Raw genomic sequence first — 24,834 nt, forward strand, 5'->3', positions numbered from 1 at the left:
GCCGAAGTTCGATGTTAGTTTGCCGCGCCTTGATTTTCGACGGATCGAACATGTCTTTGTTATTGCCACGGACTCGGTATCTTCTGTGTACTTTGCTGCTCGCCTGGTTAAGCCTGAACAGCGCCACGGCCGCCCCCACGCCGGGCGATCAGGACCTGATCCGCGACCGCCAGAACCGCCTGCTCGACGAGCAGCGCCGGCGCCTCGACGAGCTCAAGGACCTGCCCGGCAAAGAAGCCAAGCCCCAGGCCCCGGCCACGCCCGCCGACAGCCGTTGCTTCCCGATCCGGGACATCACGCTCAAAGGCGCCGACAGCCTGCCCGCCACCGACCGCGAGCGCCTGCTCAAACCCTATGTCGGCCAGTGCCTGGGCGTGTCGCAGCTCAATGAACTGCTCAAGGTCATCACCGATTACTACATCGACAAAGGCCGGGTCACCAGCCGCGCCTACTTGCCGCAACAAGACCTTTCCAGCGGCCACCTCCAGGTGCTGGTGGTTGAAGGCAAACTCGAAGGACTCAAAGGCGCCCAAGGCAGCAGCGTGACTGATCGCGAGCTGGCCATGGCCTTTCCCGGCAAGGTCGGCGAGGCGCTCAACCTGCGCGAAGTCGAGCAATTGGTGGACCAGCTCAACCGCCTGCCCTCCAAGCAGGCGCAAATGGAACTGACCCCCGGCACCCAGGTAGGCGGCAGTGACGTCGTGGTCAAGAACACCCCGCAAAAGCCCTGGCGCGCCAGCCTGTCGCGCAACAACGATGGGCAGAAAAGCACCGGCGAACAGCAATGGGGCGCCGGCCTGGAGTGGGACAGCCCGCTCGGCCTGGCCGACCAACTGGTGCTGCGTGGCGGCCACGATGCTGTCAGCGACCACCAGAAAACCTCGAAAAACAGCATGCTCTACTACAACGTGCCGTGGGGCTGGTGGAACTTCAGTTACACCTACAACGAGAGCGACTACCGCACCTTTGGCGTGACCAACGACTACAAATTCAAGCAGAACGGCGACAACCAGAATCACCAGTTGCGCGCCGAGCGGGTGGTCCATCGTGACGATGTGAGCAAGACATCGCTGAACGTCGGCGTGGCGCACCTGCGCACCAACAACTACATCCTCGATACCCGTACCGCCTCGAGCAGCAACCGCCTCAGCGAATTGCAACTGGGCTTCAACCACGGGCGTCGCATCGGCAGCGGGTTCGTCAACGTTGACCTGGGCATGCAGAACGGCATCGGCTTGCTCGATGCCCAGGCCCAGGACGAGCGTGATGACGCTGGCAATCGGCAGCCCAACGCGCGCTATCGCAAATACACCGCCACCGCCAGCTTCCTGCAGCCGTTCACGCTGTGGGGCGAGTCGTTCAGCTTTTCCAGCCTGGCCACCGGCCAACGCAGTGAAGACATCCTGTTCAGTCCACAGCGCATCAGCCTCGGCGGCTCAGCCTCGGTGCGCGGCTTCAAGGACCAGCAACTGAGCGGCGACAGCGGCGGCTACTGGCGCAACGACGTGCGCTGGGCGCGCCCGGTGACGCTCGATTGGCTGCGCCCGGCCTTTGCCGAATACGGCGCCAGCGTCGGCTACGACCAAGGTGTGATCAGCCACGGTCGCTACAACGGCGACGTACACGGTCGGGTCTCGAGCAACTCCCTGGAGCTGTTCGCCCGGGGCAAACATGTCAGCACCAGCGTGACGTTTGCCCATTCTTTGGAACGCCCGGCAGTGATGAACGAGCGCGAAGCGCCGATCTACTTCCGCATGGATTTCTTCCTGTAATTCAACGCCCCGTTACATCGAGAATTTGAAAATGGATGTTCGCCAATTTGCCTTCCTGGCCCGCCAACCTTCTGCCGCCCTGAAGCCGCGCGACGCGTTCTTCGGCCTGCCCAAGCGCGGGCTGGCGTTGATCCTCGCCAACGCGCTGTTCTGGCAGCCGCTGCTGGCCCAGGCCGAGGGCATCGTGGTCAGCGCGCCCGGCACCACCGTCGGCGCCGCGGGCAATGGCGTGCCGGTGGTGAACATCGCCACACCGAACGGCAGTGGCCTGTCGCACAACCAGTTCAAGGACTACAACGTCGGCCCCAACGGCGTGATCCTCAACAACGCCAGCGGCGCGGTGACCAACACCCAGCTGGGCGGCTACATCGTCGGCAACCCCAACCTCAAGGGCGGCGCGGCCAGCGTCATCCTCAACGAAGTCAACGGCGGCAACCCCAGCCAGTTGCGCGGCTACACCGAAGTAGCGGGGCAGTCGGCCAAGGTCATCGTCGCCAACCCCTACGGCATCAGTTGCAACGGCTGCGGCTTCATCAACACCCCCAACGCCACCCTGACCACCGGCAAACCCGTCATCGATCCGACCGGTCAACTGAAAAGCTACCAGGTCGACGGCGGCGCGGTGACCATCGACGGCCAGGGCCTGAACGCGAGCAACGTCGACCGCTTCGAAATCATCACCCGCTCGGCCAAGATCAACGCGCAAATCAACGCGCGCCAACTCACCGTGATTGCCGGTCGCAATGACGTGGATGCACAAACGTTGAACGCCACCGCACGCGCCGATGACGGCAGTGCCAAGCCTGAGCTGGCAATCGACTCCAGCGCCTTGGGCGGCATGTACGCCGGCGCGATCAAACTGGTCGGCACCGAAGCCGGCGTGGGTGTGAAGCTCGACGGTACGTTGGCGGCCAGTGGTGGGGATATTCAGCTTGATGCCAATGGCCATTTGAGCATGGCGCAGGCAGCGGCCACCGGTAACGTCAAGGTTACGGCGCAGAACGTCGACCTCACCGACAAGGTCTACGCCGCCGGCAACGTGCAAGTGACCAGCGCCCAGGCCCTGGTCAACCAGAAGAGTGTGGCCGCCGGCCAACGCATCGACATCAATGCGGCCACGGTCAACAATCCCGGCATCATCGAAGCCGGCGTCGCCGCCGACAACACCCGCAATACCACCGGCGACCTGGTGATTAACGCGCAAACCGTCACCACCACCGGCAACCTTCTGGCCAGCCGCAACCTGGCGATTACCGCCGCGCAGGCGTTGACCAACCAGGGTGCGATCATCCAGGCCAAAACCGTCGACGTCAGCAGCGCCAAATTGACCAACCAGGGCGCTACGGCACGCCTGTTTGGCGAACAAAGCCTGGCGCTCAACTCGCCGGCCATCGTCAACCTCGGCGGCCTGATTCGTTTTGGTGACGGCCAGGCCGCAAGTCTCAACAGCGCCTCGCTGGATAACCGCCAGGGCCGCATCGAAATGGCCGGCGGCAGCTTGGTGCTCACCAGTGCCGACCTCAACAACAACGGCGGACAAATCATCGCCAACAATCTGACCGTGAATGCGGGCAGCCTCAACAACCAGAACGGCGTAGTGGTCGCCGGCGCCACCACCGTGAACGCCACTGACCTGGATAACAGCCTCAAGGGCCTGATCCAGGCCGACGCCGGCGCGCTCACCCTCAACGTCACCAATGCCTTCAACAACAGCCAGGGGTTTGCCCAGGCCAGCACGGATCTGAACCTCAACGCCGGCAGCCTCAGCAGTAACGCCAATGGCGTGCTGAGCGCCGACACCGGCAAGCTTACCCTCGTGACTGCGCAACAGCTCAATAACGCACAGGGCCGTTTGCAGGCAGGCAAGGGCGATATTGAACTGCATGCCGCGAGCCTGGATAACCAGAGCGGCGTGATCGTCGGCAAGCAACTGTTGCTCGCCGCCGGTGACATCGACAACCGCGCCGGCACCGTGCTGGGCAACGCCGTCGATGTGACCGCCGGGACCCTCAACAACAGCAGTAAAGGCTCGTTGATCAGCGATGCCGGTGACGTGACGCTCAACATCAGCGACCTGCTGACCAACACCGGTGGCGCGATTGACGCTGGCGAACGCAGCGTGCTGGTCAAACAGCTCACCACCCTCAACAACAGCGGCGGCCTGCTGCGTGGCAAGCGCCTGGACATCACCGCGCAGCATCTGAACAACGATAATGGCCAACTGCTGGCCGGCAACCTCGGCCTGAACTACAGCGGCCAAGAGCTGAGCAACCGCAAAGGCCTGATCCTCAGCGGCGGCGCCCTCACCGAATTGACCACCGGCAGCCTGGACAACCAGGGCGGCACCGTGCAGGGCGATACCCTGACCGTCACCGCCGACTCGGTCGACAACGGCAGCGACGGCCTGATGGCGAGCCTGATCGGCAATCTGCAACTGACCGTTGAAGCCTTGGCCAACCGCGGCGGCAAGCTGTTCGGCAAAGAGCAGGTGACCATCAGCGGCGCCACCCTCGACAACAGTGCGGGCGGCCAGCTCAGCGGCAATCAGCTCAACCTCACGTCACGCGACACCCTGACCAACCGGGGCGGCCTGATTGAGGCCAACCAGGGCCTGACCGTCGGTGGCGGCAACCTCGACAACAGCGCGGGTGGTCAACTGCGCGCCTTGAAAGGGATCACCAGCAGCATCAACGTCAGCGGCGCAGTCAATAACCAGAATGGCATTCTGGAGTTTGGCAGCCAGGGCTTCAGCCTCGACGCCGCCAGCCTGAACAACCAGTCCGGCCAATTGCAGCACGCCGGCAGCGGCCTGATGCGCGTCCACACCGCCAGCCTCACCGGCAGCCAGGGCAACATCAACGGCATGGGCACAGCCGACTGGGCATTCGGCAAGGTCGATGGTCTGGGCCGTGTGCAACTCAACGAAGTCATCACCTATAAAAGCAGCCAGGCGCTGGCGCTGAAAGCCGGTGACCGCATGGCCAGCGGCAAGGGCCTGGTCATCGACGTGGCCAGCCTGGATAACGGCGGCGAACTGCTGAGCGACGGTGACCTGAGCATCACCGCCGGCGACATGACCAACAGCGGCCGCGTATCGGCCCTGCAAACGCTCACCGTTACAGCCAATAACCTGAGCCAGAACGGCGGCCGTCTGGCCGGCACCGACACCCGTCTGAGCCTGACCGGCACCCTCGACAGCCTCGGTTTCCTCACCGCACGTCAGCAACTGGATATCGCGGCGGCGCAGATCAATAACCGTGGCACCTTGGGCGCCCAGGGCGCGGTGAACCTGACCGCCGTGAATGGCATCACCAACGCTGCCGATTCGCTGTTGTTCAGCGGCGGCGATATGACCTTGCGCAGCAATGGTTTCAGCAACCTCTATGGCGATGTCTACAGCAAAGGCAACTTGAGCTTCGCCGCACAGGATGGCGGGCGTGCCGTGCTGTTCAGCAACCGCTCCGGCACCGTGGAAAGCGAAGGCTCGATCGGTATCAATGCAGGCTTTATCGAAAACGCCAAAGATGCGTTCGAACTCGGGCAGACGCTTACCACAGGCAGCTTGAGTTGGATCTGTGGCCAGCACTGCGGCGAGAAAGACAACTGGGAAAAAGGCCTGATCACCATCTACGAGACGTACCTTGAGGCGGCGACCAAAGATTCGGTGGCGGCGCGCCTGGTGGCTGGCAAAAACATGCTGCTGCAAGGCGACAATGTGCAGAACCGCTACAGCCTGATGGCTGCCAATGGCGACCTGAGTATCACCGCCGGTGACTTGCTCAACCAGGGCGCCGCTACGCGCACGGGGCAGCGCAAGATTGTCGTCAGCACGCCAGGTCGCGTTTCCGACGATTTGTTTGAACGCATGCAATATGTCGATGTTCCCGCTTTCAATGCGGCCACGGCGGCTGGGCATTTCGATAAGGCGCGCTTCGAAGAGCTGAAAAACCGCTCACCCAATAGCTTTCCTTTCGCCTACATAAGCGACGTCACCACCTGGACCCCCAACGCCGGCCATGAGTACGACGCCACGCTTCAGGCCGGTGGTACGGTCGACCTTTCCAAAGTCACCCGAAAAACGCAAAACGGCACGCTGCACGAAAACACCCTGGCGCAACTGACCGGCACCCTCGGCGATGACCAGACCGGTGTCCCGGTCGGTGGCATCAACATCAACCTGAGCCAACACGCCAACAACCCCGGCGCCCAGGCGCCTGGCAGCGTACTGCCGGTGGTTACCCCTGCAGCGGGTGGCGGTTTCGTACCCGTTGACTACACCGGCGTGGCCTTCGCCCCGGTCGACCCCACCACCGCGCCCAACTTCCAGTTGCCCAAGGGCGAGTACGGCCTGTTCGTCAAAAACGCCGACCCCACCAGCCACTATCTGATCGAAACCAACCCGGAATTTGCCAGCCTCACCGGCTTCTTCAGCTCCGACTACATGCTCGGCAAACTCGGCTTCACCAGCGACAACGCCTGGCGCCGCCTCGGTGATGGCCAATACGAAAGCCGCCTGATCCGCGACGCGGTGCTCGCGCAAACCGGCCAACGCTTCCTCGCCGGCGGCCTGACCAGCGACGCCGACCAGTTCCGCTACCTGATGGACAACGCCCTGGCCAGCAAGGACGCCCTGCGCCTGAGCCTCGGCGTGACCCTCACCGGCCAGCAAGTCGGCGCCCTGACCCACGACATCGTGTGGATGGAAAACCGCGTGGTCGACGGCCAGACCGTCCTCGTGCCGGTGCTCTACCTGGCCCAGGCCGACTCGCGCAACGTACGCGGCAACAGCCTGATCCAGGGCCGCGACCTCAACCTGTTCACTGGCGGCGACCTGATCAACGTCGGCACCCTGCGCGCCAGCAACAACCTCTCCGCCGCCGCCGGCGGCAGTCTCTACAACGGCGGCCTGATCGACGCCGGCAACAACCTGAGCCTGCTGGCCCAGGACAGCATCCGCAATGCCATGGCCGGCGAAATTCGCGGCAAGCAAGTGAGCATGGCGGCGGTCAGAGGCGACATCACCAACGACAACACCGCCATCCAGGTGCGTGACGGCGCGGGCATGCGCACCCTCACCGACAATGGCACCAGCCTCATCGTCGCCCGCGAAAACCTGGCCATGAACGCCGGGCGCGACCTCATCACCCGAGGCGCCCTGGCAGGTGGCACCGACGTCACCTTAACCGCCGGCCGCGACATCAGCATCCTGCCCGTCAGCGACACCAGCGTGAAACACGCCTTCAGCGACGGCGGGCAAAAATCCAGCATCACCACCGACGTCAAAAACCTCGCCGCCAGCGTCACGGCGGGCGGCAACCTCAACATGAAAGCCGGGCAGGACGTCAACATCATCGGCAGTAATGCCACCGCCGGCAAAGACTTCAACATCGACGCCGGGCGTGACTTCAACGTGGCGTCGGTCAGCGATGTGCACAACGTCGAAGGCAAGGAGAAGCACGGCAAGAAGCGCATCAAAACCTCGGATGACCAGACCACCCAAGTGGCGAGCGTGCTGACGGCGGGCGGGGATTTTGTCAGCCAGGCGGGGCGTGACACCACGATCGTGGCGAGCAAGATCAGCGCGGGGAATGAGGCTTATCTGTATAGCGGGGATAAGCTGAACCTGCTGGCGGCGCAGAACAGCGCGCATACCTTGTATGACATGAAGAAAAACAGCGGCTGGGGCTCCAAAAAGGCCAAGCGCGATGAAGTCACTCAGACCACCAACATCGGCACCGAAATCAAAACCGCAGGCAACCTGACCCTGGTCAGCAATGGCGACCAACTCTATCAGGTTGCCAAGCTCAATAGCGGCAATGACCTGATTCTGAAAAGCGGCGGGGCTATAACCTTTGAAGGCGTGAAGGACTATCACGACGAGAGCCATACCAAGAGCAAGAGCAGCATGGCTTGGTTCTCGATGAAAGGCAAAGGCAGTACTGACGAAACCTTGCGTCAAAACGAACTGGTCTCTCAGGGTCAGACCGTCATCCAGGCCGTGAACGGTCTGAAGATCGATGTAAAACAAGTCGACCAGCAAACTGTCAGTCAGACCATCGATACGATGGTTAAGGCTGATCCGCAATTGGCTTGGCTCAAGGATGCCGAGAAGCGCGGTGATGTGGATTGGCGGCAAGTGAAGGAGCTTCACGAGTCTTTCAAGTACAGCAACTCGGGCATGGGCCAGGCGGCGATGTTGGCGATCATCATCATCGTCACTGTGTTGACGGCAGGGGGCGCGAGTGCTCTAGCGGGTGGTGCCGCAGGAGCGACAGCTGGCTCAGGAACCGCCATGGCCGCCGGCACCGCAGCAACTGCGGCGACGGCAACGACGGCGGCCACCGCAGCCACCGCAGCAGGTTTTGGAAACATGATGGCCACCGCCGCATTGACCTCGCTGGCCAGTACCGGTGCTGTCAGCGTCATCAACAATAAAGGCAACCTGGGTATGGCACTCAACGACACCTTTAGCAGCGACAGCTTGAAAAACGCTGCCATCGGTGCGATGACAACGGGCGTGTTGAATTACGCGGACAGCAACTGGTTCCAGGGCGCGAGTCCGGCTAACGGTAATGGTGCGCAAGTAACGACTTCCGGGCCGGCGCAAAACCCGGGTTATTCCAGTGAATGGCTCAACTGGTCGAAAGCGCAGGATACGGTTTTGCGCAGCGGTACACATGCCGTCATCAAAAGTGGCATTTCTACTGCGATCAATGGCGGTAGCTTGCAGGACAATCTGGGATCTGCCCTGGTGTCGGAAGGCTTTGACGTCGCCGCCGCTGTCGGCAACAAGAGTCTTGGGGACTTTGCTGACTACATGAAACTGAGCAATGGCTCGGCAGAGAAAGTTTTTCTACATGCTATTTTGGGTGGCGCGCTGTCTGCCGCCAGAGGCGGTGACTTCAAAACTGGAGCGCTAGCCGGTGCAGCAGCGGAGGGCCTGACTGCTGGGGCAACCGAAAATTTGAGCAAGTATTTGGACTCCCAATTTGCAACCAATGATCAGTTCAAGGTTGGTACGGCCCAGATCATAGGGATTTTGGCGGGTGCAGCAGTCGATGGTGATCCTGAAACTGCCAGTTGGGTTGCAGGTAATGCTCAGCGTTATAACGACATGATGCATTTTGGTGGGGATTGGGGCGCTGCTGCAGCTAGCCTTGATGCATACAACGTCGAAAATGGGGCAACACCCGCTGAGAGGTCTGAGGCGCTCAGCTCATTGACCAGAGGCGACGGGTTTGACGGACCAATGCCTGCAAACGCGCTTGTGCAAGCGTGGTCAGTAATGATTACTGCGCCGCTTGTATTCGTTGAAGCGCCAGTAGGTGTAGTTGGTCTTGGGGCTGGTGCACTTATTTCCGGCGGCGCGAATATAGGTTATCAGCTATCTACAGGGGAGCAGTTCAGTTATACCGACGCATCTATTGCCGCCGCCGTTGGTGCTGCGACACAGGGCAAGGGGTTTATGGTGACGCAAGGGCTAGGGCTAAGCGGGTCTTATTTGGGTAGTTCGTTGAAGGGAGAGGATCCAACGTATTCACTTTTGGGAACCGCTGCAGGGGGGGTGTTAGGTTTCAAAAGTGGGCAAGTAGTAACTGGTCACTTGAAACCATATGTAGGCCAATCTGCGGATGTTATTGGTAACATGGCCGGTTCTATTACTTCCGAAGTTGTTGGTGGGAAGGTCGGAACACTGGGGGGCAAGAAATGATTAAGCCGAAATCGAGTTTGCAAGCATTTGCACTGTTGTTTGTATATTGTTTTGTTTTGTTTATGTTCGTAAGTGTTATTGGAGTATTTTTAGGGGCAGTAATAAATTTTCTTAAAAGCAATCTGTGGGAGTTCGGATGGTCTGATATAACAGGTTTAATCGCTGGTGCTTTAATTTATACCGTTTTTGCTACAGTAGGGATTTGGTTTTTGTCGAGACTGAAGGCGCATAAAGCTGCAAAGGAGAAAGATATAGAAAGAAAATAATGATAAAGAGGAGAAATAGGGATCAGAGCCTGAGGGATCCCCACAAATTTACTCCAAGTTCTACGCCTGATGGTGCACCTCATCACGCAGAGCATGCTCCAATATTTCCAAGTGCTCTCGGTCACCGAAACCTGTGCAACTGCGCCAATACTCCAGGCCTAAACGCCATAATGAAAGTACTCGCCTCTCTCTGAGACTGTTACTTTGATAGGAGAAAATAGGGGTCAGACCACGATTAGTGCACCAATGTATATTGGTGGTCTGACCCCTATTTTTCTTAACGGTATCACCTTGATTGATCGAAAAACGGCGCTAACTACATTTGATAAACAGATACAGAGCGTTCAGCGAGTATCGGCAGCGCTAAAGCAGAATCCGGGAGTTAAGGCGGTTTTTGAATTTCCCAATCAAAAAGCAGCTGATAGGGCAACAGATATCCTTGTTGAGCAAAATATCAGAAATATTTCTGTAAGGGTGGCACCTTAATGACTAAATATAAGCTTGAATTTCGACATAGACCTAATTTTTCAGAGTCTATCGAAGATAGGCATAATAATTTTTTGAGAGCTGTAAGCGATTTGGGCGTTCCATGGGGTTTGAGCGATTCCCTTAAAGTTCCCCCTATTGGAAGCGAGTTGGTGACCTCGGCGTCATTAGATAAGCTACTTCCAGTCGGCGTTAAAGGTCGTATTTCATACGCCCTGCGAGATCAGAAGTATCTGGAAGATGATGCGCAGTTTGATGATACTCTATTTATTGAATTTACAGCTTCAAAAGTCGACTATTCAGATTTGTTGAAAGTTGTTTTTCCTAGATATATTAAGGCGTTTGGTTCCTATCGCTCGGCTTTGCATGATTGGAGTGTTACGAGAAGCGATTGGCCTTTAGTGGTAGAAGCTTGTGAAGCTACAAAGAAAGACGTCAATGGTAGGGATGGTGTTTTTCGTATAAATGCAGCGAATTATTTCGATAAGGAATTGTGTTTTCGTGCTTTTGGAAAGGGACCTCGTGAACTTGTTGATTTAATATGTGATTATGTAGAAGAAGTGCGTGAGTTTGAAGATGGAGCTTTGATTGTGATTAGTTATAATCCGCTATCTGCCGACGAGCTCCTCAGTGCGGGTGATCGACTAAAAAGCTTGGTGATTTGATTGTTTTTTTGGTCAAGATGGTCGGTGTAGGGCTGTTTTGACTGGGCCTGGTAGAGTTGTTGGGAAGATTCTGCTTTTATGGTTCTTTAATAAAATGGTTTTATATATCGGCCGGGCAGTTATGGTTTAACTGCCCGGATTCTGCTTTAGATCTTCGAGTTTGATTTCCGTCCAATAACATCCAGCAGATCGCACCCATCCCGCAGCGGTATAGCCAGCAGCAGCGCAAAATCATGCAACACAACCGCATCACTGCTGATCTTTTCCCGAAATGCCAGATTCTCCAAAAACTGAGTCACCGCACGAATACGATACGCGGCAGCCTCATGGAGGACATCGAGGGGCGCTTGCGTGTCGATCACCAACGCGGGAATGGTTGAGTCGTGGCCTGTTAATGGCATGGGAAATAGGGGAAATAGGGGTCAGACCACGTTTTGCATTTATGGAGTTTTTGTAACTATTGTTCAGTCCTTTAAAAAGAGAGTTATCCGAGGAGTGGTATGTCGTCCGAAGGCTGTTTTTTCTTAGTCTTATAATGGTGGTCTGACCCCTATTTCTCACCTATTTCTCTAATTGGTTCGCTGGTGCCGACAAAGCAGGTGCAAGTACTAGCACCGTCCAAGGTGTTAACCCGAGTGCGGGCTCAACCTTGGCGGTTACTAACTCCTCCAAAGATATTTTCACCTGGACGTCAGCGGGTGATATCGCCCTGCGCACTGGAGGTCGGGCGGTAATCTCTAGCGGGATTTCTACGGCCATCCAGGGCGGAAGTTTCGGCGACAATTTCAATGCTGCCTTGCTGGGAGAGGCTGGCAACGTTGCGATGGCTACCGGTTTTAATTGGGTGGGTGACTACGTCACGTTCCCGAATGGAAGCCCTCAAAAGATCATTGCTCATGCATTGATGGGCGGATTGCTGGCGGAAGCGACCGGCAGTGATTTCAAAACCGGGGCTGCGGCGGCTGGGTTGAATGAAGCGCTCATCAATCAATTAACTTGGGCCGCCCAAGGCAATAAAGACATCACTTTGATGCTTTCACAACTGACTGGGTTGTTAGCAGCGGCGGCGGTTGATGGTGATTTAGAGAAAGGCTCTCAGATTGCTCAGAAGGCGACGACGTTTAACTACCTTTACCACAAAGAAGTCGAGGAGATGCTTCGGGAGGTTGACAGCAAAAGTACGGAACAAGAGAAAAGGGCGGTTAGGGAGCGGTATGCGGCCCTTGATCAGCAGAGAAATGACGAATTGGATGCGCTCTGCGCGCGCGATCCGCAACGCTGCAGGGGTATTGCTATCTCGTTGGCGAACGATGATCAGAAACTCGTCGATCTGGTAGGTAAACTTAGGTCCCAGGGACAGGGTGGTGCTGCTTCTGCTGTAGGTTTTGTGATAGGGAGCAACCTAGACGCTTCCAGCAAAATTGCTGCAGATATCAGCTCTGCTGGCGGTGGGGTGTTGGTTAAGCTCGGGGCGGAGGCTATCAAGGCTGGAGTTGGAGTAACATTACCCTCGCGCTCTGGAGCAGGGAAAGGGAAGGGTAGTCAGGGTGAAGCTGCGGGTCCTGATGTACCGCAGGGTGCAAAAGCAAATGTGGGGTCCATTAGTCACATCTCTGGAGTGAATCTTCCTAAAAGTCAGTCTAAGATGATTGCTGATTTTGAAGCAGCAGGGTACCCAACAAAACCAGTAGTTTCTCCGACCAGCGGAAACGTGGTCGGAACTCAATACATCTTGCCTGATGGTTCGCGAGTTCGGGTGATGCAGGCGGATGGTCGAAGTCCCCAGCGCGCATCATTCGAGAACGCTAATGGCGGACCTGTTGATCCGACTACTGGAAAACCGCCGCAGCCCCCGCAAGGTTTATCGAAGGCTGAACGGAAGCAGTGGATTAGAGAGCGTACGCATATTGAACAGGTGGACTAAATGATGAATACACTCTTGCAGGCTGTGGCTCTTTTGTTGCCTATGAAAATTGAAAGAGTATTTTGGGATGGCGATACTTTGATGCTTTTTTCGGCGGGTTGGAGCTTTCGGACTGAGAGTGCGTGGCGTGTGTCTAAGGGGGGGGAGCTGCTGTTCGCTTGTTGGGATGACGATGCCCTTGACCATGTTTCTGAGCTTTTAGGCTTATCCATTGTTGAGGTAGGTTGGCTTATTGATGCTCAGCCAATTGATCCATTTTTTAAATTATCTGACGGCCGCGTCTTGAATGCATTTTGTTCGTCATCAACTGAGCCTTGGCTTATGGAGTTCTCGGACGGGGTCGTTTATTTAGGTAACACTTAATTTCATAAATTTTTCTTGGTGCAAAAGCAACTGGCGGTGCTGCAGAAAAGGTAGATGATGTTGTAGCTCCATCGTCTAAACCTGAATGGTTGCAACGGCTTGATGCGGGTAATGAGTTTAATAAGGTACAGTCTAAAAACTACCCGAATAACGAAGTTTATATTCAGCGACCTGACGGGAATGGCTATTATCGTGTTGATTCGTATAATCCCATAAAAGGCGAAATCGTCTCTCGTAAATTGACACAGCTTTCTGAGGTTTCAGAGGCGACAGCAAAGAGCTACATAAGTGAGGCCATTACGAAATACCCTTCTGGTGCGACCATTGCGAAAGTTCCATCTAGTGGGTCTTTGGGTGGTCAAAAATTGCAAGGTACTGTTATTCTGGAGGTTCCTCCACAGAATGGCGTGATTCCAAAAGCCATCTTGGACTCTGCCAATAAAGCAGGGGTTTTAATTAGAGATACTAATGGGAAGGTGTATTGATGGAGCTGCCTATTTATTATTGTAAGACTTGGTTTCGGATGAAGAAGTTTGCGATAGAGCCTATGGATGAATCTCTGGCACATTCTAGGCATCTCTCGGGTGAGTCATATACGGCTCTCATTGGCTCGGACTCTGCGCCATCTTGCTTTGTTGAGTTCTCCATAGATAAAGGAATGGTTGGTGTCGGTTTTTTAGATAAAAAATGTCGTGAGTACCTGACCTACCAATTTCAAGTAACAGATTCGGATAACTTATTTTTGACTATGGCGACTCATCGTGAGTTTGAAGGGGATGGAGACGAGGTCATAGGTGGGGAGTCCTATATTTTCAATGAGGAAGGCGGCCTTGTTATTAGGCGAGAAAAATTTAATCCTCATGAGGTTGAAGAGGCCAGATCAAGTTTCGAGCCGTCTCGAAATTATGAAAAACTTCCCAAGTTTGGTTGTTACTCTAATTTAACAAAAGCTGACAGATGAAAAAGACAGGTGAGTTCCATTATAAATTTTAAGGGGTCTGAGTTGATATGGCACCGGCCTTGCGCCGGTGTTTTTGCACCCTGATTGCACTCTTTTTGCATCCTACTTGCCTCCTTTCTGCAGTCAAGTTGCATCCCTTTTGCACCCACCCTGACGACCTACGGTCTAGCTGCTCAATACGCCCTTTTTGAGCATGATTTTTCGCCCCTTAACAGGAGCAAAATCTCAACAGAAATAGGGGTCAGACCACGTTTTGCATTTAAGGAGTTTTCGTGGCTATTGTTCAGTCCTTTAAAAAGAGAGTTATCCGAGGAGTGGTATGTCATCCGAAGGCTGTTTTTTCTTAGTCTTATAATGGTGGTCTGACCCCTATTTCTCCAATGGAGGGGTGAGCAAGCTCGCTCCTACTGCGTTCAGGGTGGCGGGAACTAGAACCGTGCAAAGCATAAGAATAGTGGCATAGTGCCTCATGTCCTGCCGTCCGTTGCCGACAACCTAGCGATGACTAAAGGCATCAAAGGGTGGGCATCGGCGATAGCCGTTGCTTTTGAACCCGTTCTACCGTTACTCCACAAGGAAGAAGTACATGATCAAGCTGTTCTTCAAGGCTGCTGTTGTTCTGTCCCTGGCCACGTTGTTTGGCTGTGCGTCGGTGCCGTCGGTAGAGAAGATGCAGGCTGATGTGGCGAACTATTCGCTGCCCAAGGCTGCAGTCGCCGATAAAGGCCTGGTGTACGTGGTGCGCCCAAGCAACGTCGGGGTGATGGTACGGTTCAACGTTTTCCTGGATGACAAAGAAGCGGATTCGGAGATGGGTTACAACCGGGGTAACCAGTACATCTACTTCTATGTGACGCCGGGTCAGCATGTGATCAGTTCCAAGGCCGAAAACTGGGCGGACTTGCCAATCAACGTCAAGGCCGGCGAGGTTGTGTACCTCAAGCAGGAAGTCGAAGTCGGTGTGGTGATGGCGCGTAACAGCCTCAAAGTGCTGAGTGATATCGAAGGCCGTTATCTGGTCAAAGATGCATCCTTGGGCACCGTGGCTAAAGAAAGCAAGTGAGTTAACGCGTTTGGCACCGGCCGGGCTCAAGGCTCTGCCGGCAGTCACCGTTCAACTGCAAACATTCAAGGACTGACGTGAAAAACCTCCTTCTCATTCTCTTCGCCAGCCTCATCCTTGGCGGCTGTGTCAGCCAACCCCTCACGCCCGAAAACCGTGCGCAGATCAAGACCGTCAAGGTGCTGCCCGTGAAGTGGGAAAAAAACATGGTGTACTTCGGCCGTGAACAAGCCTGGGGCGCTGCCCTGGGGGCCGGGCTCGGCGCAGGTGTTGGCATGGCCAGCGGGGCGTCTAAGGTAGGCACCGCTGCATTGAGCGGCGCCGGGTTTGCCGGCGGCATGAAGCTCGGGCAACTGGCCGAAATGCCGACGCCGGTGGCGATTCTGACGGTGATGGAGGCCGAAAAAATCGATGTGGGTGTATTGCTCAAGCAAGGCTTTGTTGATGCGCTGGGCAAGACCTCTTCGCTCAAGGTCGTGGGCGACGATGAGCCCGCCGATGCGCAGATCCAACTGACCGTGGCCGAGTGGGGCTTTCGCCTGACCCAAGGTTTCAGCAGCGTGATTTACCCCACCCTCAATGTAGTCGCGCAAATGAATCGCGGTGACGAGATGATCTGGCGCACCAGTGAAGCGGTCACACCGTTCAATGGACAGAATGTCTATGGCTACACGCCGCTGACTTACCGCACCGACCCTGAAGCCTTGCGCCGGGCGCTAACGGGTATCACACAGATCTCAGGGCAATATCTGGTGAAGGAACTCAAGTAAACCCGCCGAAGAAATCCCGGCGTTGGCGTAACGCTATTGGTAGGTGCGTATCGAGTGTTCCACTGTGCGAGGTTCAGATGGCAGGGTTATCGGTAATTGGCTGGCGTTTGGTGCAGGGGTTATGCCTGCTGTTGATGTTCATCAGTGCAAGCGTTTGCATGCTGGTGTGGGACTACTTCGATAGCTCGACTGCCTCCGCATTCGGAACGGCATTGGGTATTTTCCTGATGTGCAGCATTGGGCTGCTGTTCGCATTTGTATTCGAGCGTTCGCGTACGCCTAGCGCAACAGTGCGCTACTTGATGACACGGTGTGTCGTGGTGCTTGTGCTGGCGGCGGGTGCGGCCTATGTGGCCGATGCTATGTGGTTTGCTCCTGAGCGTGAAGCTCTCGACGCGGCATTGGAGGGCGCATCGAAAATGCGTGCCGCCCCCGAAACCATCATTGGTTCTTGAGGTTGTAATGGACAACTCCGAACAGACGCCCGAGGCGTTATTGGCCCGCAGATTTGATCACCCGGTCGGGTTTATGGCCGTCGGGCGCCTTGATTGCACCGGGTTGACCTTGAACTCCATGGGCTGGTCGATTGCAGCTTCCAGGCATGGGGTTGTCCAGCTACAGGCACAAGCTCTTGATGAGGTGTTTGATCGCGTCATCGCTTGCAGTGGTGAATATGGACGCCGATCGTTATTGATTGAATCCAGCCCATTCCAAGGGCGAGCTCAACCGACGAAACACCTTGAGAACCCCTCTCAACCCCGTAAAATGCTGCAGCCGTTGCGACCCGACATGTTCAGGGATGAAGTCAGTTACGCGCGAGTTCTTGCCTTTGCGCAGGCCAGCCTGCCTCCCTCCCTGAAACTGCCGCCCTTGGCCCGACGCCTTCGACCTCGAAGGGGTGGGTATCGCCTCGTGCCCGGTTTCTCGCTACACCGAGCGCTGCTGATTTCCTCACTTTAGGAGCAACATGTGAAAACACTGTCCCAAATCCTGCTGTCCGGCGTTGCCGTCGCAGCGCTGCTGACCGTGGCCGGTTGCGCCACGGAGAGCAACCGCGCGATGCCGGTGGAACAGGTCGCCAGCGCCCACGTCGCCTATTCCGGCGTGCGCGTGCCGATTGCCGTGGGCAAGTTCGATAACCGCTCCAGCTACATGCGCGGCATCTTCTCCGACGGCGTCGACCGTCTCGGCGGCCAGGCCAAGACCATCCTGATCACCCACCTGCAGCAGACCAACCGCTTCAGCGTGCTGGACCGCGACAACATGGGCGAAATTTCCCAGGAAGCCGCGATCAAAGGCACCGTGCAGAAGCTCAAAGGCGCTGATTACGTGGTGACCGGCGATGTGACCGAGTTCGGCCGCAAAGAAACCGGCGACCGTCAGTTGTTCGGCATCCTCGGCCGTGGCAAGACGCAAGTGGCCTACGCCAAAGTCGCGTTGAATATCGTCAACATCAGCACTTCCGAAGTGGTGTATTCCACCCAGGGTGCCGGTGAGTACGCGCTGTCCAACCGTGAAGTGATCGGCTTCGGCGGCACCGCCAGCTACGACTCCACCCTCAATGGCAAGGTGCTCGACCTGGCCATGCGTGAAGCGATCAACCGCCTGGTCGACGGTATCAACGCCGGCGCCTGGAACCCGCGCAACTGATTGGCAACCCCTCAAGGAGTAGTACACGGATGAGCAAGGCAGTGAAGTTGGCGCTGATGCTGACAGCAATCGCGACGGTCGCCGGGTGCCAGACGGCGCCTCAACCCCTGTATCAATGGGAAAGCTACCAGCCACAGGTTTACGAGTACTTCAAGGGCGAGCCCAAGGAAGCGCAGGTCGAGGCCCTGGAGCGCGATCTGCAGAAGATCAACGCCAGTGGCCGCAAAGCACCGCCGGGTTACCACGCCCACCTGGGCATGCTGTACCTGAGCATGGGCAAGGATGACCAGATGGTGCAGGAGTTCCGCACCGAGAAGGCGCTGTTCCCCGAATCCGCTGCGTACATGGACTTTCTGCTGAAAAACGCCAAGACTGGAGTCGCCACCAAATGAGCCTATTGAAACTCACCGGCGCCTTGCTGGCCCTGGCCTTGCTCGGCGGTTGCGCGGCACCGAAGACGATTGATTACACGGCATACAAACAGGCGCGGCCGAAGTCGATCCTGGTGCTGCCGCCGATCAATGAATCGCCGGAAGTGCAGGCGTCCTACAGCATGGTTTCGCAGGTGACCTACCCGCTGGCCGAAGCCGGCTACTACGTGTTGCCGATTGCCCTGGTGGACGAAACCTTCCGCCAGAACGGCCTGACCACCGCCAACGATATCCAGGGCGTGCCGCCGGCCAAGCTGCATGACATCTTCGGTGCGGATGCAGCGCTGTACATCACCATCAGCGAGTACGGCACCCAGTACATGCTGATCTCCAGCAACACCGCGGTGACCGCCTCGGCCAAACTGGTGGACCTGCGCACCGGCACCACCCTGTGGACCGGCTCGGCGCGTGCGTCCAGTGAGGAAGGCAACAATAACAACGGCGGCGGCCTGGTGGGCATGTTGATCACAGCGGCGGTCAAGCAGGTGATCAACAGCTCCACCGACGCAGCGCATCCGATCGCGGGCATCACCAGTGCGCGCCTGCTCTCGGCAGGGCAGCGTACCGGGCTGCTGTACGGTCCGCGCAACCCGAAATACGGTACGGACTGATCTCAGCGAAGGTCAAAGGTGGGAGGGAGCAAGCCCCCTCCCACACTGATTGAGGTGTTATCTAAACCAGGATTCAGGCGGGGCAGCGCGCCGGGCTGAGTTAACCGTCTCGATTCTGGCATCACCGAAGATTAAAGGTGGGAGGGAGCTTGCTCCCGATGGCGGTGGGTCAGTCGCCCGATGCAGTGGCTGACAGTTGGCAATCGGGGGCAAGCCCCCTCCCACACTGATCGAGGTGTTATCTACACCAGGATTCAGGCGGGGCAGCGCGCCGGGCTGAGTTAACCGTCTCGATTCTGGCATCACCGAAGATCAAATGTGGGAGGGAGCTTGCTCCCGATGGCGGTGGGTCAGTCACCCGATGCAGTGGCTGACAGTTGGCAATCGGGGGCAAGCCCCCTCCCACACTGATTGAGGTGTTATCTAAACCAGGATTCAGGCGGGGCAGCGCACCGGGCTGAGTTAACCGTCTCGATTCTGGCACCACCGAAGATCAAAGGTGGGAGGGAGCTTGCTCCCGATGGCGGTGGGTCAGTCGTCCGATGCAGTGGCTGGCGCTTGGTCATCGGGGGCAAGCCCCCTCCCACACTGATCGAGGTGTTATCTAAACCAGGATTCAGGCGGGGCAGTGCACCGGGCTGAGTTAACCGTCTCGATTCTGGCACCACCAAAGATCAAAGGTGGGAGGGAGCTTGCTCCCGATGGCGGTGGGTCAGTCGCCCGATGCAGTGGCTGACAGTTGGCAATCGGGGGCAAGCCCCCTCCCACACTGATCGAGGTGTTATCTAAACCAGGATTCAGGCGGGGCAGTGCACCGGGCTGAGTTAACCGTCTCGATTTTGGCACCACCGAAGATCAAAGGTGGGAGGGAGCTTGCTCCCGATGGCGGTGGGTCAGTCGCCGGATGCAGTGGCTGACGCTTGGTCATCGGGGGCAAGCCCCCTCCCACACTGATCGAGGTGTTATCTAAACCAGGATTCAGGCGGGGCAGTGCACCGGGCTGAGTTAACCGTCTCGATTCTGGCACCACCGAAGATCAAAGGTGGGAGGGAGCTTGCTCCCGATGGCGGTGGGTCAGTCGCCCGATGCAGTGGCTGACGCTTGGTCATCTGGGGCAAGCCCCCTCCCACACTGATTGAGGTGTTATCTAAACCAGGATTCAGGCGGGGCAGCGCGCCGGGCTGAGTTAACCGTCTCGATTCTGGCACCACCGAAGATCAAAGGTGGGAGGGAGCTTGCTCCCGATGGCGGTGGGTCAGTCGTCCGATGCAGTGGCTGGCGCTTGGTCATCGGGGGCAAGCCCCCTCCCACACTGATCGAGGTGTTATCTACACCAGGATTCAGGCGGGGCAGTGCACCGGGCTGAGTTAACCGTCTCGATTCTGGCACCACCAAAGATCAAAGGTGGGAGGGAGCTTGCTCCCGATGGCGGTGGGTCAGTCACCCGATGCAGTGGCTGACAGTTGGCAATCGGGGGCAAGCCCCCTCCCACACTGATCGAGGTGTTATCTAGTCCAGGGTTTAACCCGAACACCCCGCACCTTGCGTCTGACCTTGTGAACGGATCATTCATTCACGAGGTTCAGTCCATGTCCCATCCTCTGCTTTTCCTGCGTCCTGCTGCCCAGGGCTTTGCGGTTACCTTGCTGGTGGCGCTGGCCGGTTGTGGGCTGTCTTCGTCCCCAGATTTAGCCAAACCGGCTGAGCCCGTCGCCGAGCTGCACAGCGCGCCGGTCCAGGGCGCGTTGGTCAAGCGCCAGGCGATGCCTGCACCGATGCGGATGCAGGAGTCGGCAACCCTGGATTACCAAAGCGAACCCCGCGAGCAGTACGCCAACCTGCCGGACAACCCGGTGCATCGGGTCGCCGAAACGCCGGTCTCGACCTTCAGCATCGACGTCGACACCGGCAGCTACGCCAACGTGAGACGTTTCCTCAACCAAGGCCGTCTACCACCCGAGGGTGCTGTGCGACTGGAGGAAATGCTCAACTACTTCCCCTATCACTACGCCTTGCCCACCGACGGTTCGCCGTTTGGCGTGACCACCGAATTGGCGGCCACCCCGTGGAACCCACGCACCCAACTGCTGCGCATCGGCATCAAGGCCTCCGACCGCGCCGTAGCGCAGCTGGCGCCGGCCAACCTGGTGTTTCTGGTTGATGTGTCCGGCTCCATGGACCGCCGCGAAGGCTTGCCGCTGGTGAAAAGCACCCTGAAATTGCTGGTGGATCAATTGCGCGAGCAAGACCGTGTGTCGCTGGTGGTCTACGCCGGCGAGTCGCGCGTGGTACTCCCTCCCACCTCCGGGCGCGACAAAGTGAAGCTGCGCAACGCCATCGACCAACTCAGCGCGGGCGGCGCCACCGCCGGTGCTTCAGGCATCGAACTGGCCTACCAGATGGCCCGCGAAGGCTTTATCGAGCAGGGCATCAACCGCATCCTGCTGGCCACCGATGGCGACTTCAATGTCGGCGTCAGCGATTTCGACAGCCTCAAGCAAATGGCCGTGGAACAACGCAAAAGCGGTGTGTCGCTGACCACCCTCGGCTTCGGTGTGGATAACTACAACGAACACCTGATGGAGCAGCTGGCCGACGCGGGCGACGGCAACTACGCCTACATCGACACGCTGCGCGAAGCGCGCAAGGTGCTGGTAGACCAACTCAGCTCGACCCTGGCGGTGGTGGCGCGGGATGTGAAGGTGCAGGTGGAATTCAACCCGGCCCAGGTCAGCGAATACCGCTTGCTGGGTTATGAAAACCGCGCGTTGAAGCGTGAGGACTTCAACAACGACAAGGTCGACGCGGGAGAGATCGGCGCCGGGCACACGCTGACCGCGCTGTACGAAATTGTACCGAAGGGCCAGCAGGGCTGGCTGGAGCCGCTGCGCTATGCCTCCGCGCCTGCGGTGTCGGGCGCTTCCGATGAGTTGGCCATGTTGCGCGTGCGCTACAAGCCCGCGGCCGGTGGCGCGAGCCGCTTGATCGAGCGGCCGGTGAGCAACGCCGCGGCCAAGGCCAGCGACGACCTGCGCTTCTGCGCCGCCGTGGCCGCCTTCGCCCAGCAACTCAAGGGCGATGGCCGCTACACTGGCAGCATGAGTTTGCAGGACACCGCCGCACTCGCCCGCTCTGCCCGGGGCGATGACCCGTTCGGCTTGCGCAATGAATTCGTGCAACTGGTGGAAGTGGCGCAAAGCCTCAAACCTTGATCGTGAACACAGCGACCAGAAAGGAGTTCGCCACCAACATGCCCGCTCCAGATGATTCACCCAGCGACGAATCGCTGCTGGCCCGCTACCGAAGCGGTGACGGCGCCGCGTTCGAGGCCTTATACGCGCGGCACCGCCAAGGTCTCTACCGCTTCCTGGTGTCCCTGAGCAACAAGGCCGAACTGGCCGAGGAAATTTATCAGGAGACCTGGCTCAGCCTGATTCGCAGCGCCACTCAGCCACAAGGCCGGGCGAGTTTTCGTACCTGGCTGTTCCAGATCGCCCGCAACCGCCTGATCGACTATTGGCGCAAGCACGGCATCCACAACCCGTTGCACGACAGTTACGATGAACAACTGCACGCCCAGCCCGACACCAGCGCCGGCCCCGAGCAGCATCTGAGCCTGAGCCGCGACCAGGCGCGTCTCGACGCCGCGTTGCAAGACTTGCCCGAAGACCAGCGCGAAGTCTTCCTGCTGCGCCTGCATGGCGACCTCGACGTGCCGCAGATCGCCGCCCTCACCGGCGCCCCGCTGGAAACCGTGAAAAGCCGCCTGCGTTACGCCCAGCAGAAACTGCGCCGCCTGCTGGCCGAGGAGATACCCGCATGACCGACTCCCGATACACCCCCGACCCCGACGACCTGCTCATCCAGCACGTGCGTCAACACAGCCGCGGCGAGCCACCGGCGTCCCTCGACGCCTTCATCCTCGCCACCGCCCGCCGCGAAACCCCAGCGCCGCAACCCAGCCGCTGGCAACGCTGGCTGCACGCCTGCCAACGCCCACGCTGGCAGGTGGCATTCGCCACCGTCGCAGGGTTAGCGCTGATGATCGGCGTGGTCATGCGCTCGCCCGTGCCTCAACCCGACATCTCCCCGGCGACGTTCTCCGCGCCCCACCCAGAAAGCGCCCGCCCGGCCCCCGCGCCGATGGCCCGGATGGCCGTCGCGCCCAGAGCCGAAAGCGCGCCGGTCCAAGCCGAAATCGCCGGTGCGTTGTCGGACAAATCGCCGGCCAGGCTCAGCAAGCGCGCACCGGTTGCACTGCCTTCATTGGAAGAGGGCTTGCAGGAAATCGTCAACCTGCGGGCGGCCGGGGACAGCCAAGCGGCGGATGAGAAGCTGCTTGCGTTGCACGCGCGCTTTCCCCAGGAGGACTTGCCGGCGCGCCTGGAGGTGTTGCGCAAGCGCTGAACGCGGGGCGGGCGGTGAGACGCAACGTCTCGCCGTCTCATCGCCACCAGGTGTGGTCTGACATGGCGCGTCTCATTCGAACGCGATCGCGGCCGCCCCTGGGGTTCCAGCGGACCGCTCTAAGCAAGGCCTGTTCAGGTGCTTTTGCGGATCTGGCACCGGCCTTGCTCTGGCTCTGGTAACCAGCCCGACTGGTGACCCAATAATAAAAACAGGTGCCCGATGTCCTGCCCAACTCCCTTTCCCGGTTCTGCCCGTGGCGGCGTCATGAGTCGCATGCCGCAACAGCTCAATCGACTGGTTCTGGACCTTGTGCTACCGCGCTGACGCCCCTCCTGGCGGACTCTTGCGGGGCGCCAGGGCCAATCGTTCCAAGGAGATTTCGCTATGACCCTTTCGATCAATCCGCAACGCAGCATGCGCGCCGCTGTCTGGCACGGCCGTCACGATATCCGCGTCGAAGACGTCCCGCTGCCCATTTCGCCGCCGGCCGGTTGGGTGCAGATCCGCGTGCAGTGGTGCGGAATCTGCGGGTCCGATTTGCATGAGTACGTGGCCGGGCCGGTGTTCATACCGGTCGACGCCCCGCACCCGCTGACCGGGATAAAGGGGCAGTGCATCCTCGGGCATGAGTTTTGTGGCGAGATCGTCGAACTCGGCGCCGGCGTACAGGGCTTCAGCGTCGGCGAGCCGGTGGCGGCTGATGCGTGCCAGCATTGCGGCACGTGCTACTACTGCACCCACGGGATGTACAACATCTGCGAGAACCTGGCCTTCACCGGGCTGATGAACAATGGTGCCTTCGCCGAACTGGTCAACGTGCCCGCCAACCTGCTGTACAAATTGCCGGCGAATTTTCCCGCTGAAGCCGGGGCACTGATCGAGCCGCTGGCGGTGGGCATGCACGCAGTGAAAAAAGCCGGAAGCCTGCTCGGGCAAAACGTAGTGGTGGTCGGTGCCGGCACCATCGGCCTGTGTACCATCATGTGCGCCAAGGCGGCCGGTGCGGCGCAGGTGATCGCGCTGGAAATGTCCGGCGCCCGCAAGACCAAGGCCCGGGAAGTGGGCGCGACCCATGTGCTCGATCCGAATGAATGCGATGCCCTGGCCGAAGTCCGCCGCCTCACGGGCGGGCTCGGCGCGGATGTCAGCTTCGAATGCATCGGTAACAAACACACGGCCAAACTCGCAATCGACCTGATCCGCAAGGCTGGCAAGTGCGTCCTGGTGGGGATCTTCGAGGAACCCAGCGAGTTCAACTTTTTCGAGTTGGTGGCGACGGAAAAACAGGTAATGGGCGCGCTGGCCTATAACGGCGAGTTCGCTGACGTGATCGCGTTTATCGCCGATGGACGGCTGGACATTACGCCGCTGGTGACGGGGCGCATTCAGTTGGAACAGATCGTGGGGCAGGGCTTTGAGGAGTTGGTCAAGAATAAGGAGCACAACGTGAAAATCATCGTGTCGCCCGCTCGGGTCTGAAGAGAGCGATGAGCAGTACGCCACCCTTGCCACTTCGTTGTGAGTGGCAAGGGTGGCGTGCGGCTGATGGAGTCTATCGACGGCCTCTCATGCCGTATTGCCGGAATTTGCCGACGAGTAGCGAGTCGCCACCGATCACCCGTCCGGCCTGGGCTTGTGGGTAAGCGCCGCATCAGCACATCTGCCAGACAGGCGTGCCGACATCAGCACGCGTTTGGTCAAGTCATCTATCGAGGCGTGATATGCCCCAAGCATGAATTTCGCTCGGCGCC

At 58.4% G+C, this 24,834-nt stretch carries 20 protein-coding genes and 1 pseudogene; 19 read left to right on the forward strand and 2 right to left on the reverse strand.

Translation table 11 applies throughout. The features are described from left to right. The first annotated feature begins 50 nt into the window (after positions 1–50). The 3 genes from JN756_RS00855 to JN756_RS00865 are packed head-to-tail and all read left to right on the forward strand — an operon-like array spanning position 51 to position 9,749. Positions 51–1,772 (forward strand): ShlB/FhaC/HecB family hemolysin secretion/activation protein, encoded by a 1,722-nt coding sequence (locus JN756_RS00855; protein ID WP_201021700.1) that lies wholly within the window; start codon positions 51–53, stop codon positions 1,770–1,772. A 31-nt stretch (positions 1,773–1,803) separates the two neighbouring features. Then, on the forward strand, positions 1,804–9,483 hold the full coding sequence (locus JN756_RS00860; protein WP_236255068.1) for a two-partner secretion domain-containing protein: 7,680 nt from the start codon (positions 1,804–1,806) through the stop codon (positions 9,481–9,483). Continuing rightward, entirely contained in the window at positions 9,480–9,749 is a 270-nt protein-coding gene (locus JN756_RS00865; protein WP_193059096.1) for a hypothetical protein, read from the forward strand. The genes JN756_RS00860 and JN756_RS00865 overlap by 4 nt, the downstream gene beginning before the upstream one ends. A gap of 60 nt (positions 9,750–9,809) precedes the next feature. Here JN756_RS00865 and JN756_RS00870 read toward each other — a convergent pair. Then, positions 9,810–9,959, reverse strand: a pseudogene (locus tag JN756_RS00870) (IS4 family transposase); the annotation flags it as partial. A gap of 36 nt (positions 9,960–9,995) precedes the next feature. Here JN756_RS00870 and JN756_RS00875 point away from each other — a divergent pair. Together JN756_RS00875 and JN756_RS00880 are read left to right on the forward strand one after the other, a co-directional pair. Then, positions 9,996–10,235, forward strand: a complete 240-nt coding sequence (locus tag JN756_RS00875) for a hypothetical protein (protein WP_159075515.1) — start codon at positions 9,996–9,998, stop codon at positions 10,233–10,235. After that, entirely contained in the window at positions 10,235–10,900 is a 666-nt protein-coding gene (locus tag JN756_RS00880) for a hypothetical protein (RefSeq protein WP_201021701.1), read from the forward strand. The genes JN756_RS00875 and JN756_RS00880 overlap by 1 nt, the downstream gene beginning before the upstream one ends. A 146-nt stretch (positions 10,901–11,046) precedes the next feature. Here the strand turns inward: JN756_RS00880 and JN756_RS00885 are convergent, their stop codons facing one another. Beyond that, on the reverse strand, positions 11,047–11,301 hold the full coding sequence (locus tag JN756_RS00885) for a hypothetical protein (RefSeq protein WP_057006050.1): 255 nt from the start codon (positions 11,299–11,301) through the stop codon (positions 11,047–11,049). Between the two features lie 248 nt (positions 11,302–11,549). On the opposite strand from JN756_RS00885, the gene JN756_RS00890 reads away from it, so the two are divergent. The 14 genes from JN756_RS00890 to JN756_RS00955 all read left to right on the forward strand — a co-directional run bounded on the left by JN756_RS00890 (position 11,550) and on the right by JN756_RS00955 (position 24,562). Then, on the forward strand, positions 11,550–12,824 hold the full coding sequence (locus JN756_RS00890) for a DUF637 domain-containing protein (RefSeq protein ID WP_236255069.1): 1,275 nt from the start codon (positions 11,550–11,552) through the stop codon (positions 12,822–12,824). Then, positions 12,825–13,187 (forward strand): hypothetical protein, encoded by a 363-nt coding sequence (locus tag JN756_RS00895; protein WP_096131191.1) that lies wholly within the window; start codon positions 12,825–12,827, stop codon positions 13,185–13,187. A gap of 89 nt (positions 13,188–13,276) precedes the next feature. Beyond that, the gene (locus tag JN756_RS00900) at positions 13,277–13,672 is read left to right on the forward strand and encodes a hypothetical protein (protein ID WP_126587703.1); all 396 of its coding nucleotides are present in this window, start codon (positions 13,277–13,279) and stop codon (positions 13,670–13,672) included. Beyond that, entirely contained in the window at positions 13,672–14,148 is a 477-nt protein-coding gene (locus JN756_RS00905; protein WP_082107815.1) for a lytic transglycosylase, read from the forward strand. The genes JN756_RS00900 and JN756_RS00905 overlap by 1 nt, the downstream gene beginning before the upstream one ends. A gap of 670 nt (positions 14,149–14,818) precedes the next feature. Further along, complete coding sequence (locus JN756_RS00910) at positions 14,819–15,211, forward strand: DUF2846 domain-containing protein (protein ID WP_236255122.1); 393 nt, start codon at positions 14,819–14,821, stop codon at positions 15,209–15,211. Between the two features lie 77 nt (positions 15,212–15,288). After that, positions 15,289–15,981, forward strand: a complete 693-nt coding sequence (locus JN756_RS00915; RefSeq protein ID WP_169881855.1) for a hypothetical protein — start codon at positions 15,289–15,291, stop codon at positions 15,979–15,981. Positions 15,982–16,058: 77 nt separating this feature from the next. Beyond that, on the forward strand, positions 16,059–16,436 hold the full coding sequence (locus tag JN756_RS00920; RefSeq protein WP_169881854.1) for a hypothetical protein: 378 nt from the start codon (positions 16,059–16,061) through the stop codon (positions 16,434–16,436). Positions 16,437–16,950: 514 nt separating this feature from the next. Next, complete coding sequence (locus JN756_RS00925) at positions 16,951–17,631, forward strand: CsgG/HfaB family protein (protein WP_017848624.1); 681 nt, start codon at positions 16,951–16,953, stop codon at positions 17,629–17,631. A 29-nt stretch (positions 17,632–17,660) separates the two neighbouring features. Next, the gene (locus JN756_RS00930) at positions 17,661–18,023 is read left to right on the forward strand and encodes a DUF4810 domain-containing protein (protein ID WP_017848623.1); all 363 of its coding nucleotides are present in this window, start codon (positions 17,661–17,663) and stop codon (positions 18,021–18,023) included. Continuing rightward, positions 18,020–18,673: a DUF799 domain-containing protein gene (locus JN756_RS00935; RefSeq protein ID WP_017848622.1), complete on the forward strand. Its 654-nt coding sequence runs from the start codon at positions 18,020–18,022 to the stop codon at positions 18,671–18,673. Before JN756_RS00930 ends, JN756_RS00935 begins: the two co-directional genes overlap by 4 nt. Before the next feature lie 1,589 nt (positions 18,674–20,262). Then, entirely contained in the window at positions 20,263–21,885 is a 1,623-nt protein-coding gene (locus JN756_RS00940; protein ID WP_108526172.1) for a vWA domain-containing protein, read from the forward strand. Positions 21,886–21,923: 38 nt separating this feature from the next. Further along, positions 21,924–22,496: an RNA polymerase sigma factor gene (locus JN756_RS00945; protein ID WP_017848620.1), complete on the forward strand. Its 573-nt coding sequence runs from the start codon at positions 21,924–21,926 to the stop codon at positions 22,494–22,496. After that, positions 22,493–23,080, forward strand: a complete 588-nt coding sequence (locus JN756_RS00950) for a protein kinase family protein (protein ID WP_201021703.1) — start codon at positions 22,493–22,495, stop codon at positions 23,078–23,080. The genes JN756_RS00945 and JN756_RS00950 overlap by 4 nt, the downstream gene beginning before the upstream one ends. A 417-nt stretch (positions 23,081–23,497) precedes the next feature. Continuing rightward, positions 23,498–24,562 carry a 2,3-butanediol dehydrogenase gene (locus JN756_RS00955; RefSeq protein WP_226926362.1) on the forward strand — a complete coding sequence of 355 codons (1,065 nt, stop codon included), beginning with the start codon at positions 23,498–23,500 and terminating at the stop codon, positions 24,560–24,562. Positions 24,563–24,834: the final 272 nt, after the last annotated feature.

Source organism: Pseudomonas sp. Y39-6 (assembly GCF_023651955.1).
Classification (GTDB): domain Bacteria; phylum Pseudomonadota; class Gammaproteobacteria; order Pseudomonadales; family Pseudomonadaceae; genus Aquipseudomonas; species Aquipseudomonas veronii.